This is a genomic window from Pseudomonas sp. 313 (genome assembly GCF_000316965.1).
Classification (GTDB): domain Bacteria; phylum Pseudomonadota; class Gammaproteobacteria; order Pseudomonadales; family Pseudomonadaceae; genus Chryseomonas; species Chryseomonas benzopyrenica.
In genome coordinates this window covers 123,366-136,200 of sequence record NZ_ANBZ01000072.1, presented here as the reverse complement: position 1 = coordinate 136,200, position 12,835 = coordinate 123,366, and the positions used below count along the sequence as shown (strand labels likewise).

General features: G+C 67.2%; 16 protein-coding genes. 10 read left to right on the top strand and 6 right to left on the bottom strand.

Annotated features, from left to right (window positions below; translation table 11 throughout):
* Positions 1-67 precede the first annotated feature (67 nt).
* The 6 genes from choX to C722_RS0116565 all read left to right on the top strand — a co-directional run bounded on the left by choX (position 68) and on the right by C722_RS0116565 (position 4,834).
* Positions 68-1,003 (top strand): choline ABC transporter substrate-binding protein, encoded by a 936-nt coding sequence (gene choX, locus C722_RS0116590; protein ID WP_017641585.1) that lies wholly within the window; start codon positions 68-70, stop codon positions 1,001-1,003.
* 19 nt (positions 1,004-1,022) lie between these two features.
* On the top strand, positions 1,023-1,910 hold the full coding sequence (locus C722_RS0116585) for a 3-keto-5-aminohexanoate cleavage protein (RefSeq protein WP_017641584.1): 888 nt from the start codon (positions 1,023-1,025) through the stop codon (positions 1,908-1,910).
* The gene (locus tag C722_RS0116580) at positions 1,907-2,851 is read left to right on the top strand and encodes an L-carnitine dehydrogenase (protein WP_017641583.1); all 945 of its coding nucleotides are present in this window, start codon (positions 1,907-1,909) and stop codon (positions 2,849-2,851) included. The genes C722_RS0116585 and C722_RS0116580 overlap by 4 nt, the downstream gene beginning before the upstream one ends.
* Positions 2,852-2,859: 8 nt before the next feature.
* Complete coding sequence (locus C722_RS0116575) at positions 2,860-3,330, top strand: thioesterase family protein (protein WP_017641582.1); 471 nt, start codon at positions 2,860-2,862, stop codon at positions 3,328-3,330.
* The gene (locus C722_RS0116570; protein ID WP_143075255.1) at positions 3,327-4,316 is read left to right on the top strand and encodes an alpha/beta hydrolase; all 990 of its coding nucleotides are present in this window, start codon (positions 3,327-3,329) and stop codon (positions 4,314-4,316) included. Before C722_RS0116575 ends, C722_RS0116570 begins: the two co-directional genes overlap by 4 nt.
* 266 nt (positions 4,317-4,582) lie before the next feature.
* Positions 4,583-4,834: a hypothetical protein gene (locus C722_RS0116565; RefSeq protein ID WP_017641580.1), complete on the top strand. Its 252-nt coding sequence runs from the start codon at positions 4,583-4,585 to the stop codon at positions 4,832-4,834.
* Between the two features lie 6 nt (positions 4,835-4,840).
* Here the strand turns inward: C722_RS0116565 and C722_RS0116560 are convergent, their stop codons facing one another.
* The 3 genes from C722_RS0116560 to C722_RS0116550 form a co-directional block, all read right to left on the bottom strand.
* Positions 4,841-5,632 (bottom strand): phosphatase PAP2 family protein, encoded by a 792-nt coding sequence (locus tag C722_RS0116560; RefSeq protein WP_017641579.1) that lies wholly within the window; start codon positions 5,630-5,632, stop codon positions 4,841-4,843.
* A gap of 104 nt (positions 5,633-5,736) precedes the next feature.
* Positions 5,737-6,615, bottom strand: coding sequence for an alpha/beta fold hydrolase (locus C722_RS0116555; protein ID WP_017641578.1), 879 nt, complete (start codon positions 6,613-6,615; stop codon positions 5,737-5,739).
* A 1-nt stretch (position 6,616) separates the two neighbouring features.
* Positions 6,617-7,702 carry a tartrate dehydrogenase gene (locus C722_RS0116550; RefSeq protein ID WP_017641577.1) on the bottom strand — a complete coding sequence of 362 codons (1,086 nt, stop codon included), beginning with the start codon at positions 7,700-7,702 and terminating at the stop codon, positions 6,617-6,619.
* A 105-nt stretch (positions 7,703-7,807) separates the two neighbouring features.
* On the opposite strand from C722_RS0116550, the gene C722_RS0116545 reads away from it, so the two are divergent.
* The 3 genes from C722_RS0116545 (at position 7,808) to C722_RS0116535 (ending at position 10,411) form a co-directional block, all read left to right on the top strand.
* Positions 7,808-8,704 (top strand): LysR family transcriptional regulator, encoded by an 897-nt coding sequence (locus C722_RS0116545; protein WP_017641576.1) that lies wholly within the window; start codon positions 7,808-7,810, stop codon positions 8,702-8,704.
* Between the two features lie 236 nt (positions 8,705-8,940).
* Positions 8,941-9,780, top strand: a complete 840-nt coding sequence (locus C722_RS0116540; protein WP_017641575.1) for an AraC family transcriptional regulator — start codon at positions 8,941-8,943, stop codon at positions 9,778-9,780.
* A gap of 46 nt (positions 9,781-9,826) precedes the next feature.
* Entirely contained in the window at positions 9,827-10,411 is a 585-nt protein-coding gene (locus C722_RS0116535; RefSeq protein WP_017641574.1) for a LysE family translocator, read from the top strand.
* Here C722_RS0116535 and C722_RS0116530 read toward each other — a convergent pair.
* The 3 genes from C722_RS0116530 to C722_RS0116520 form a co-directional block, all read right to left on the bottom strand.
* The gene (locus C722_RS0116530; protein WP_017641573.1) at positions 10,408-10,743 is read right to left on the bottom strand and encodes a type II toxin-antitoxin system RelE/ParE family toxin; all 336 of its coding nucleotides are present in this window, start codon (positions 10,741-10,743) and stop codon (positions 10,408-10,410) included. The two genes, C722_RS0116535 and C722_RS0116530, sit on opposite strands and share 4 nt — an antisense overlap.
* Entirely contained in the window at positions 10,744-10,992 is a 249-nt protein-coding gene (locus C722_RS0116525; protein WP_017641572.1) for a type II toxin-antitoxin system Phd/YefM family antitoxin, read from the bottom strand.
* Between the two features lie 137 nt (positions 10,993-11,129).
* A complete protein-coding gene (locus tag C722_RS0116520) occupies positions 11,130-12,038 on the bottom strand; it encodes a LysR substrate-binding domain-containing protein (protein WP_017641571.1) in 909 nt (302 codons plus the stop codon).
* A gap of 110 nt (positions 12,039-12,148) precedes the next feature.
* Between C722_RS0116520 and C722_RS0116515 the strand changes: the two genes are divergently transcribed.
* Positions 12,149-12,751 carry an FMN-dependent NADH-azoreductase gene (locus tag C722_RS0116515; protein WP_017641570.1) on the top strand — a complete coding sequence of 201 codons (603 nt, stop codon included), beginning with the start codon at positions 12,149-12,151 and terminating at the stop codon, positions 12,749-12,751.
* The last annotated feature ends 84 nt before the right edge of the window (positions 12,752-12,835 follow it).

Sequence of the window (12,835 nt, the reverse complement as noted above, 5' to 3'; positions counted from 1 at the left end):
CAGGCGAGGCGCCTAGGGTAGAAGGCAACCGGCAGTCATCCCCGCCCGCCGCTCCAGGGAGTTCGCCATGCCCAACAAGACCCTCAGCACCACACTCCTCGTCTGCGGCCTGCTGGCCGCCACCCTCGGCAGCGCCCGCGCCGCCGATCCCGACAGCTGCCAGACCGTACGGATGGGCATCGTCGGCTGGACCGACGTGGTCGCCACCAGTGCCCTAGCCGAGGTCATGCTCGAAGGCCTCGGCTACGGGGTCAAGCCGACCACCGCCTCCCAGCAGATCATCATGGCGGCCATGGGCGACAAGAATCTGGATGTGTTCCTCGGCTACTGGCAGCCGACCATGCAGCCGGTGGTGCAGCCCTTCGTCGACAAGGGCCAGGTCAAGGTGCTGACCCCGCCGCTGCTGGCCGATGCCCAGTCCACCTTCGCGGTGCCCGAGTACGTCTACGAGGGGGGCCTGAAGACCTTTGCCGACATCGCCCGCTTCAAGGACAGGCTCGGCGGCAAGATCTACGGCATCGAGCCGGGCAGCGGCGCCAACCGTGGCACCGCCGAGATGATCAAGACCGACCGCTTCGGCCTCAAGGACTTCCAGCTGGTGGAGTCCAGTGAGGCGGGCATGCTCACCGCCGTGCGCCGGGCCGAGAAACGCAAGGAATGGATCGTCTTTTTCGGCTGGAAGCCGCACCCCATGAATCTACAGATCAAGATGCACTACCTGACCGGCAGCGAAGACGTCTTCGGCCCCAACGAAGGCCAGGCCACGGTCTCGGTGGTGACCACCGCCGACTATCCACAGCGCTGCCCCAATGTCCAGCGCCTGCTCGCCAATCTGCACATGGACAGTGCCGAGGTCAGCGCCGTGATGGCCCCCATCCTGGAACGCACCGCACCCAAGGACGCCGCCCGTGCCTGGCTCAAGAAAAACCCGCAACGCCTCGACGCCTTCCTCCAGGGCGTGACCACCCGCGCTGGCCAGCCCGCCGCTGCTCTCAAGCTCTGATCGCCCAAGGACAGACCCCATGAACACCGATGTCATCGTCACCTGCGCCCTGACCGGCGCCGGTGATACCGTAGGCCGCAATCCCCATGTTCCCGTCACCCCGGCAGAGATCGCCGCAGCCGCCCTGGAGGCCGCCCGCGCCGGCGCCACCGTGGTGCACGCCCATGTGCGCGACCCCGCCACCGGCAAGCCCAGCCGCGACGTGGCCCTCTATCGCGAGGTGGTCGAGCGCATCCGCGAGGCGGACGTCGACATCATCGTCAACCTCACAGCCGGCATGGGCGGTGACCTGGAGATAGGGCCAGGCGAGACACCCACCGACTTCGGCCCCGGCTCGGACCTGGTCGGTCCCCTCACCCGCCTGCTGCACATCGAAGAGTTGCGCCCGGACATCTGTACCCTGGATTGCGGCACCCTCAACTTCGGCGACGGCGACTTCATCTATGTCTCCACCCCCGCGCAACTGCGCGCGGGGGCCAGGCGCATCACCGAACTGGGAGTGAAGGCGGAACTGGAGATCTTCGACACCGGCCATCTCTGGTTCGCCAAGCAGTTGCTCAAGGAAGGCCTGCTGCAGGACCCGCTGTTCCAGCTGTGCCTGGGCATTCCCTGGGGCGCCCCGGCCGACACCGCCACCATGAAGGCCATGGTCGACAACCTGCCGCCGGGCGCCTGCTGGGCAGGTTTCGGCATCGGCCGCATGCAGATGCCCATGGCCGCCCAGGCCATGCTGCTGGGCGGCAACGTGCGCGTCGGCCTGGAAGACAATCTCTGGCTGGACCGGGGCGTCCACGCCACCAACGGCAGCCTGGTGGAGCGGGTCATCCAGATCATCGAACGCCTGGGCGGGCGCGCCCTGAGCCCCGCCGAGGGCCGGACGAAGATGCAGCTGGGAGGTGCCCGATGAGCGCCGTCTTCGCCGCCCTTGGGACCGGCGTGATCGGCGCCGGCTGGATCGCCCGGGCCCTGGCCCGGGGCCTGGAGGTGCGCGCCTGGGATCCGGCGCCCGGCGCCGAAGCCGCCCTGCGCACCCGCCTGGCCAATGCCTGGCCGGCGCTGGAGGCCCAGGGCCTGGCGCCCGGTGCCAGCCTGGACCGCCTGACGTTCCATACCGATCTGGACGCCGCGGTCGCCAGCGCCGACGTCATCCAGGAAAGCGCCCCCGAACGCCTGGAGCTCAAGCGCGAACTGCATGCCCGGGTCAGTCGTGCGGCGCGACCCGACGCCCTGATCTGCTCCAGCACCTCGGGGCTGCTGCCCAGCGATTTCTATGCCGAAGCCCTGCACCCCGAGCGCTGCCTGGTGGGCCACCCGTTCAATCCGGTCTATCTGCTGCCGCTGGTGGAGGTGGTGGGCGGCAGCCAGACCTCGACGGCCAACCTGGCGCGCGCCGAGGCCTTCTATCGCGAGCTGGGTATGCGGCCGCTGCGGGTGCGCAAGGAGGTGCCTGGCTTCATTGCCGACCGCCTGCTCGAAGCCCTGTGGCGCGAGGCCCTGCACCTGGTCAACGACGGGGTCGCCACCACCGGCGAGATCGACGACGCCATCCGCTACGGCGCCGGCCTGCGCTGGTCGTTCATGGGCACCTTCCTTACCTACACCCTGGCCGGCGGGCCGGCGGGCATGCGCCACTTCATGCAGCAATTCGGCCCGGCGCTGAAGCTGCCCTGGACCTACCTGGACGCTCCGGAGCTGACCGACGACCTGATCGACGCCGTGGTCGAGGGCACCCAGGCCCAGCAGGGCGACCTGGAACTGGCGGCGCTGGAGCGCTATCGCGACGACTGCCTGCTGGCGGTGCAGGCGGCCATTGCCGGATGCAAGGCGCGCCACGGCATCTTGGATTAGGAGCGGTCATGATCATCCACCGTACTTCGGTCGCCTCCGAGTGGGTCGACTACAACGGCCACCTGCGCGACGCCTACTACCTGCTGATCTTCAGCCATGCCACCGACGCCCTGATGGACGCCATGGGCCTGGACGCCGCCGGTCGTGCGGCCAGCGGGCACTCCTTGTTCACCCTGGAATGCCACCTGAATTTCCTCCACGAGGTGAAGGCGGACGCCCAATTGGAGGTGCGGGTGAGGTTCCTGGCCCTGGACGCCAAGCGCCTGCACCTGCATTTCGGCCTCCATCACCAGGGGCAGGCTGAGCTGCTGGCCGCCTCCGAGCAGCTGCTCCTGCACGTCCACCTGGACGGCCCCCGTTCCGCGCCCTTCGCGCCGCGGATGCACGACTGGCTGGCGACCCGGCTGGCGGCGCAGCGGGACGAGCCCTGGCCGGAGCACGTCGGGCGGGTCATCGGCCTGCCCCCATCCCGGCGATGAGAACACCACCGCTGTCCGCGGACATGGCCGCCTTCGTCGCGGCCAGCCAGGCCTTCGCCACCCAGGATCCGGACATCACCGCCCAGCGCCAGGCCTATGCCCGGCTCTGCGCGGCCCTGGCGCCAGCGGAGTACCAGGGGCTGGCAATCAGCGATCACCGTGCCGATGGGGTACCGCTGCGGCTGGTGGCGCCACTGAACGCCCGCGCCAACCACCCCGCCCTGCTCTATCTGCACGGCGGAGGCTGGATGCTCGGCGATATGGATTCCCACGGCTTTCTCGCGGCGCGCCTGGTGCGGCAACTGGGGCTGGCGGTACTGCTGGTGGACTATCGCCTGGCACCGGAGCATCCCTATCCTGCGGCCCTGGACGATGCCCGGCGGGCCTGGGACTGGCTGCAACGTGAGGCTCAGGCACTGGGGTTGGACGAGCGCCGGCTGGCGGTGGCCGGTGACAGTGCCGGCGGCAATCTCGCCGCGGCCCTGTGCCTGGCGCTGCGCCAACAAGGTCGTGCCCAGCCGCGGGCCCAGGTACTGATCTATCCCGCGCTGACGGATCGGGTGCTGCCCAGCGAGCGCCATCAGGCCCAGGCGCCGCTGCTGAGCGCGACCGACTGGCGGGCTTGTCTGGATGCCTATCTGCCCCGCCCGGAAGATCGCCGGGATCCCCTCGCCTTGCCGCTGCAGGCTGACGCTTTCAGCGGGCTTGCACCCGCCCTGGTCGCCGTGGCGCGGCGCGATCCTCTGGCTGACCACGGCCGCGCCTATGCTGCCGCCCTGCGCGCGGCGGGTAACTCCTGTCGGCTGTGGGAGGGCGCCGGCCTGCTGCACGGTGCACTGCGCGCCCAGGGCCGGCGCGCCGAAGCCCTGCGCTGTGCCCTGGAGCGCTTTCTCGGCGGCGAACTGGGCTTGGTACCCGCGGCCAACCTGTCAAAAGACAAAAAAAAACCTCAACCGCTGGAGACGGAAGAGGTTCAAACGCCCTGATGGGCCTCAGTGTGTAACCGTGGATTGCTTGCTCTGGAAGCGAACAACCGCAAAATATCGTGGATAGGGCGCATTCTAACGGCGAACGTCGGTTTTGACCCTGCGGCAGATTGTCCAGGCAGGGCGTCGTAATAAACCTACATTGCCTGGCTGGCCGGCGAGGCGCTTTCCAAAAACGACATCGGGCTATGCGGCGACGCCAGCCCGGCTTGCCCTCTGCGACGCCAATGGGAGAATCCAGGCATTCCACCTGAGAGGGCAGTGCCATGATGATCGCCGACTTGATCGACCAGGACGACTTCCGCGACCGCCTGCGTGCGCTGGGTTTCAACGTGACGCCCGCGGCAACTGCGGACGAAGCCTGTCGGCAGGCCGTGACCGGGCTCAACCAGGAGCGTGCCCAGGCCCTGCGCCAACTGATCCAGGAGTTGCTGTCCGGCAGCGCGGCGCTGCTGCCGGCGGTACGCCAGGCCATCGACCAGCAATTGCTGCCGGCCCTGGCTCAGGCGCGCGCCTAACGCACCTTAGGGTCGCAGCAGACTCAAACGGCCCAACACCGGCAGCCGCCCCAGGCCACGCAGGGGTGGCGCCAGCAGGCGCTCACCCTGGCGGGCGAAGACGGCGGCCAGCGGCGTGTGCAGGCCCAGGCTGATGACGCCCAGGGCCAGCGCCAGGCCGCCGATATAGTCATCCGAACCCCAGTGGGCGCCAGCCACCAAGCGCGGCAGCATGAACAGCACCGCCAGCGCGGCCACCACCAGGCGGCGTCCGCCGCGGGTGAAGTGCGCCATGAACAGCGCCCAGAGCAGCAGCACCGAGGCGTGGTCGCCGGGAAAGCTGGCGCCGGACCTGTCCTTCAATTCCCAACCATGCTCCAGCCCGGGAAAGCGATCGCTGAGCAGATAGGCGCCCGGGAGCACGTCGGACGGGCTGGAATGCTGCAGGCCCCAGGCTTCGATGCCCTTGGTCAGCAAGGTTCGCACGATCAGCAGGATCACCAGCAGGCCGATGAAGGTCGCCAGCGCCGGCCGTACCTGATGGGTCGGATAGGCCCAGCCGCCGCGAACCAGCAAGGCCAGCAGCACCAGCCCGACCAGGGCATCCACCGGCCGCAAGCTGAAGAAGGTCCAGAGATAGAGCCAGGCGGTGGAATGCGCCAGAGGGGCATTGAGGGCGTGAAATAGCCCGGCATCGAACGCCAGCAACTGGGTACGAACGGTGGGAATGAGCCAGAGCAGCAGCAGGCCCAGGGCCAGAGCCTGGCACAGCGCCAGGCGACGCCACTGCCAGAAGGCGGTGAAGAGGGGAGCGTTCATCGAGGTCTCTTTTCACGAAAATTTCACGAATAGACCGACTCGACCTCGATGACGTCACACTTTGTTACAGCCAGATGACGCAACACTCCTTTGCGATCATCGACTCAACCAAAGAAGGCCAGCGCTTCTGCCACGACCAGATCCGGTAATTCCTCCGCCAGGTAATGGCCACCCGGCAAGGCGCAACCACTGACCTGGGTGGCCACCTGACGCCATTCGGCCAGCGGATCGAAGCAGCGCCCGACAGTGCCTTCGGCGCCCCAGAGCACGCGGAGTGGCAGCTCCAGCCGGCGCCCGGCATCCAGGTCGGCCTGGTCGTGCTCCAGGTCGATCCCGGCACTGGCGCGGTAGTCCTCGCAGATGCCCCGGGCGGTGCCAGGCAGGCTCAGGCAGCGCAGGTATTCGGCCAGCACTTCCGGTGGAAAGGGGGCCAGGCCGGCACTGCGCGTACCCATCACGCCCTTGAGATAGCCTTCCGGATCGGCTTCGATCAGCCGCTCCGGCAACGGCGCCGGGCGAATCAGGAAGAACCAGTGCCAATAGGCGCGGGCGAAGGCCTCGTCGGTCTGCCGATACATGGCCAGGGTCGGGGCGATGTCCAGCAGCATCAGCCGCTCCACCGCCGCGGGATGATCCAGCGCCAGGCGATGGGCGACGCGGGCGCCGCGGTCGTGGGCCAGTACGGCGAAGCGCTGGTGGCCCAGCAGGCGCATCAGCGCGACGTTATCCCCCGCCAGGGTGCGCTTGCTGTAGGCCTCCGTGCCCGCGTCGGGCTTGGCGCTGTCGCCATAGCCGCGCAGATCGGCGGCCACCAGGGTAAAGCGCTCGGCCAGCCGCGGCGCCACCTTATGCCACATCACATGGGTCTGGGGATGGCCGTGGAGCAGCAGCAGCGCAGGCCCCTGACCGCCGACGCGGCAATTGATCTCGACGCCGCCGACGTTCAGCCGCCGCTGTTCGAAGCCCGCAAAGAGGCCGTCCATCTCAGGCCAGAGCCGCGGCGATGGCCTGACCCAGGCTCTCAGTGGTGCCCTGGCCGCCGAGGTCGCGGGTTAGGGGCGCCTGTTCGGCACCCTGGCGCAGCACGGCCTCGATGGCCGCCACCACGGCAGCGCCGGCTTCGGCATGGCCGAGATGCTCCAGCATCATGGCGCCACACCAGATCTGGCCGATGGGATTGGCGATGCCGCGGCCGGCGATGTCCGGCGCCGAGCCGTGCACCGGCTCGAATAGACTGGGGAAATTGCGTTCCGGGTTGATGTTGGCCGAAGGCGCGATACCGATGGTGCCGGTGCAGGCCGGGCCCAGGTCGGAGAGGATGTCGCCGAACAGGTTGCTGGCCACCACCACGTCGAACCAGTCCGGGTGCAGGACGAAGTTGGCGGTGAGGATGTCGATGTGGAATTTGTCCACCGCCACGTCCGGATAGGCCTTGCCCATCTCTTCCACGCGCTTGTCCCACCAGGGCATGGTGATGGCGATGCCATTGGACTTGGTGGTCGAGGTCAGTTTCTTGCGTGGCCGCTGCTGGGCCAGGTCGAAGGCGAACTTGAGGATGCGGTCGGTGCCGTGACGGGTCATGACCGTTTCCTGGATCACCACCTCGCGTTCGGTGCCCTCGAACATGATGCCGCCGACACTGGAGTACTCGCCCTCGGTGTTCTCGCGCACCACATAGAAGTCGATGTCGCCCGGCTGGCGATTGGTCAGGGGCGCCTTGACCCCGGGCATCAGCCGGCAGGGCCGCAGATTGACGTACTGGTCGAAGCGACGGCGGAATTGCAGCAGCGAGCCCCAGAGGGAGATGTGGTCGGGCACCACGTCCGGCCAGCCGACGGCGCCGAAGTAGAGGGCGTCGTAGTCCTTGAGCGTCTCGAACCAGTCGTCCGGCAGCATCTTGCCATGGGCCTGGTAGTACTCGGCGCTGGCGAAGTCGAAGTGATCCCACTGCAGGGCGATGCCGAAGCGCTGGGCGGCGGCATCCAGCACGCGGATGCCTTCGGGCATGACTTCCTTGCCGATGCCGTCTCCAGCAATGACCGCGATCTTGTGGGGCTTGGACGCTTGCATGGGCTTTCTCCGACAGTCTGGGTGGGATGGACCCAGTGTAGTCTCGCGCCGGAGGCGTACAATCCCGTCTCAAGGAAAGCCATTCTTAACCTGGGATCAAGAATCTTGTCCGCTGACGACCTTGCCTTCTTCGTCCGCCTGGCTGGCCACCCCAGCCTGACGGCCGCTGCCCGGGAGTTGGGGCTGTCCCTGGCGGCGGTCAGTAAACGACTCACTGCCCTGGAGCGCCGCCTGGGCGTGCAACTGATCCGCCGGACCACCCGGCGGCTGGACCTGACGCCGGAAGGCCTGCGCTATCTGGAAGGCGCCCGACCGCTGCTGACCCAGCTGGAAGACCTGGAGGCTGCCGTCGGAAGGCCCGATGCGCCGCTCGCCGGGGTGCTCAATCTCAACGCCACCTTCGGCTTCGGCCGACGGCACCTGGCGCCGCTGCTGTCGGACTTCGCCCATTGCCATCCCGGGCTGGAAGTCAATCTGCACCTCTCCAGCCATCCGGTGAACCTACTGGAAGGGCCCTTCGACCTGGATATCCGTGTCGGCGAGCCACCGGATGCCCGGGTCATCGCCCACCGCCTGCTAGATAACCGTCGCCTGCTCTGCGCTGCCCCCGCCTACCTGGCCCGGGCCGGCGTGCCGGAAAGCGTGGCGGACCTGGCGCGGCACAATTGCCTGGTGCTGCGCCAGGATGCGGGCGACTACGCCGTCTGGCGCTTCACCCGGGACGGTCAGCATTTCGCCCAGAAGGTGCGCGGCAGTCTCAGCAGCAACGATGGCGAGGTGGTGGTGCGCTTGGCGCTGGAGGGCCACGGACTGATCCTGAGATCGGAATGGGACGTGGCCGAGCTGATCGCCAGTGGCGCCCTGGTGCCAGTGCTGACCGATCATGAGGCGCCGGCTGCAGCCATCTATGCGGTACACCGCCAGCAGCGCCATGTGCCGCGTCGGCTTTCCGAACTGATCCGCCATCTGGCGCAGGAGCTGCCGGCGCGGCTGGGGCGCTAGTGTGGTGTTTCAGAAGTTAACTGCACAATTTTGGCGGCGCTTTTTCGGCTTGAGCGGCGTTGCCACTCCTCGCCATAGCCCTGCTATGACTCGTCGCGGCGCCTAGCCCAAGTCAAAAAATCACTCGCCAATTCTTGCGCGAACTTCTGAAACACCACACTAGGCTGCACGAATCTTCCAGACCGGCGCCGGGTCCGTAGCTAGACTGGAAAGCCCGCAGATCCCCTTCTCTCGCCATGGCCGACGATCACTGGATCCAGCTGCAGCAGGACGCCGACACCGGCATCGAGACCCTGCGCGCCCATTTCGAGGGCCATGCCTATGATCCGCACTGGCACGACGCCTATCTGGTGGGCTACACCGAGCAGGGCCTGCAGCAATTCCACTGCCGGGGCCAGCGCCACCTGAGCACCCCGGGGCAGGTCTTTCTGCTGGAGCCCGGCGAGTTGCACGACGGCCAGGCGCCGGAAGCCGAGGGCTTCACCTATTCCATGCTCTACCTCGATCCCCAGTGGCTGGCGCGCGAGCTGCAAGGCCTGCACGGTGATGCCCGGCCGCTGGGCGAACCGGGCTTCGCCCGTACCCTGGTGGACCAGGCCGAACTGCACCGCGCGGTGGCCTGGGCCCATGAGGTCATGAGTCGTCCGGAGCTGCGCATCGTCCGCCAGAGCGCCTTGGACGCCCTGCTGCTGCGCCTCTTGCCGCACCTGCAATGGCGCGCGCCCCAGGGGGGCGATCCACGGCTGCCCCAGGTGGCCCTGCGCGCCCGGGACTTCCTGCATGCCCATCATCAGGAAGACCTCGGCCTGGAAGCATTGGCCCAGGCCTGTGGCGTGGACAGATTCCGCCTGACTCGCGCCTTCAAGGCGGCCTTTGGTCTGGCGCCCCACGCCTATCTGGTACAGCTGCGGTTGTCGCGGGCACGCCGCCTGCTGGCCGACGGCCTGTCGCCGGCGCAGACCGCCGCCGCCCTGGGCTTCGCCGACCAGAGTCACCTGGGTCGCTGGTTTCGCCGCGCCTATGGCCTGACCCCGGCGGCCTATCGCGCGCGTTGCTCGAATCTTCCAGACCGCTAGCGGCAGGCTTGCGACCCTGGGGCTCCCTCCAAACCGGGAGTCTCCCATGTCCCTGTTGCCCTTCCTGCTGTTCGCCCTGGTCGCCTCCATCACCCCCGGACCGACCAATGTGCTCATCCTCGGCCACAGCGCCCGCCACGGCGCCCGGGCCAGTCTGCCCCTGGTGCTGGGCGGCAGCCTGGGCGCGGTGGCCCTGGTCCTGGTGGTGGGCTTCGGTCTCGGCCAGACCCTGGCCCGACATCCGGACTGGCAGCGCGGCCTGGCCTGGGCCGGGGTGCTCTGGCTGAGCTGGCTGGCCTGGCAACTGGCCCGCGCCGGCGCGCCCGCGGTGGCGGACGACAGCGCCCACCTGGGCTTCAGCCGTACCGCGGGCCTGCAGGTGCTCAACCCCAAGAGCTGGAGCATGGCGCTGGCGGTGGTCACCGTCTATGCCGAGCCCGGCGCCGACCTCTGGCGGCAGGTGCTGGTCCTGGCCTTGGTGTTCCTGCTGGTGTCAGTGCCCTGCCTGGGTCTCTGGGCGCTGCTCGGCCGGGTCGCGGCGCGCCACCTGAAATCGAACCGCGCCTGGCGTGGTTTCAACCTGGGGATGGCGGCGCTGTTGCTCGCCTCGGCCTGGGCGACGGTGGTCTAACGCAACAGGCAGTAGCGGATCAGCGCCTTTTCCACGCTCTGCTTCTGCCTGAGCACCAGCAGTACCACCACCGCCTGCTCTGTAGTCTTGATCTCGTAAAAGACCCGGAAGCCGTCATGATTGAATTCACGGTAATGCAGGACGCCCAATTCACTAGCCTGGCGGCTGACGGGAAAAGCCAAGGGCACTGCTGGTAGCTGGCTCTCGACGGCGTCGATCAGCCCGGTGATCCTGGCAAGCGCATTCTGCTGGTTGCTGTGATCGGTCAGATGATGGACCTGATCTTCGAGGCTGAGAACAGCGCATTCAGTAAAACGTAGAGCCAGGTTCATTCAATCTCCAGAGAAACGCCCAGCCAAACGATCTTTTACCTGCGTAGCAGTCTGGTACTGCCCCTCGTTGTCCTCACGCGAGCTCATGGCTAGAAGCTTGACCAGGGCAATGGCCTCGTCGCGACGTTTGCGCTCCTCGTAGGACTCGATGACATACGCCGGTACCCCGTTCTGGGTGACGACCATGGGTTCGTGAAGATCGAGATTGGCCGCGTGGCGCTTCAGATAACTGATGGTTTCGGTTTTCATCGGATGTCCTCCTGAGCTGAAAGCCTGAGCTTCCCTTCCAGAGGGATGGCACAGGCGTCATGGCATGGCCATTAGCTTATCGATGGCACAGTAAAAAACCAAATACAGACCAAATAAAGACTAAACGGGTTTATAGATCAGACTGGCACGCCATGCTGATCCCGAAAATTCTCTTCCAAGTGCTCCAGCCAGGCGCGCACCGCCGGCAATTGGCCACGGCGGTGCGCATAGGCGGCCTGGAGATGGCCACCGGGGATCGACCAGTCCGGCAGCAGGCGTTGCAGGCGGCCCTCGGCCAACTCGGCCTGACAATAGGGCAACGGCAGCAGGGTGTAGCCGAGTCCGGCCAGGGCGGCGGCCTTGCGCACGCCGAAATCATCGATGCCCAGGCGCGCTTCCAGTATCAGCTCGCGACGTTCGCCCTGAGGTCCTGCCAGACGCAGGTGTACCTTGCGATCCACCTCCAGGGCGCCCAGCAAGGGTAGGCCTAGCAAGGCCTCCGGGGTATCCAGCCGTCGCCCGGCGAGCAGTTCGGGTGCCGCCACCAACACCACGGAAGCCTGGCGCAGCCGCCGCACCACCAAGCCTGGCTCTTCGTCGTCGACGTCCCGCACGCGCATGGCGACGTCCACCCCTTCGTTGATGATGTCCACCCGCCGGTTGACCAGCAGCATGTCCAGCTGCACCTGGGGATAGCGGGTAAGAAACCGCGTCACCACCTCGGGAAGATACTGCTGCGCCAGGGCCACCGGGCAGGACACTCGTAGCGGTCCACGCGGCTCGCTGGACAGGCTGGCGGCGGTTTCGGCGGCGCTTTCCGCCTCGCGCAACAGCGCCTGGCAGTGCACCAGATAGCGCTCGCCCAGGGTGGTGAGGGTCAGGGTGCGGGTGGTGCGCTGCAACAGGCGCGCGCCCAGCCGAGTCTCCAGCTCGGCGATGCGGCGGGACAGCCGCGACTTGGGAATGCCCAGCAGCCGCCCGGCGGCGGCGAAGCCACCGGCCTCCACCACCTTGGCGAAGTAGGCGAGGTCATTGAGATCTTGCATGGGCGATTGTCCTATCCATGGGACGATGCATCGCATTTTAGCCGTCTAATCAGGAGATCGTCTTATCGGTAGTCTGGGCTCATCTCTCAAGACCCTACAGGACCACCGCCATGAAACTCCTGCACATCGACTCCAGCATCCTCGGCGATCACTCCGCTTCCCGCGCCTTGACCGCCAAGGTCGTTGACGCGCTCAAGGCCGCCACGCCGGGTCTGGAGGTCATCTACCATGACCTCGCCCACGACGCCCTCGGGCACTTCTCCGGCGCCAGCCTGGCCGCTGGGGCCACCCCGGCCGAGCTGCGCAGCGCCGAACAGCGCGACGAAGCGGAGCGCAATGCCCGCGCCCTACAGGAATTCCTCGCCGCCGACGTACTGGTGCTGGGTGCGCCCATGTACAACTTCACCATTCCGACCCAGCTCAAGGCCTGGATCGACCGCATCACCGTGGCCGGTACCACCTTCCGCTACAGCGAAGCCGGTCCGGAAGGCCTGTGTGGCGACAAGAAGGCGATCATCGTCGCCACCGCGGGCGGCATCCATGCCGGCAAGCCCACCGGCATCGCCCACGAGGACTATCTGCAGCTGCTGCTGGGCTTTCTCGGCATCACCGACATCCAGATCGTTCGCGCCGAAGGCCTGGCCTATGGCGACGAAGCCAAGAACGCGGCCCTGGCCAGCGCCGAGCGGCAGATCGCCGACCAGTTCGCCTAGGGTCAGGCACCCTCACCCCCGGCCCCTCTCCCTGAGGGGGAGGGGAGCAGAGCGGTCCTCGGCTTTGCAGGGTGAGTTTGAATA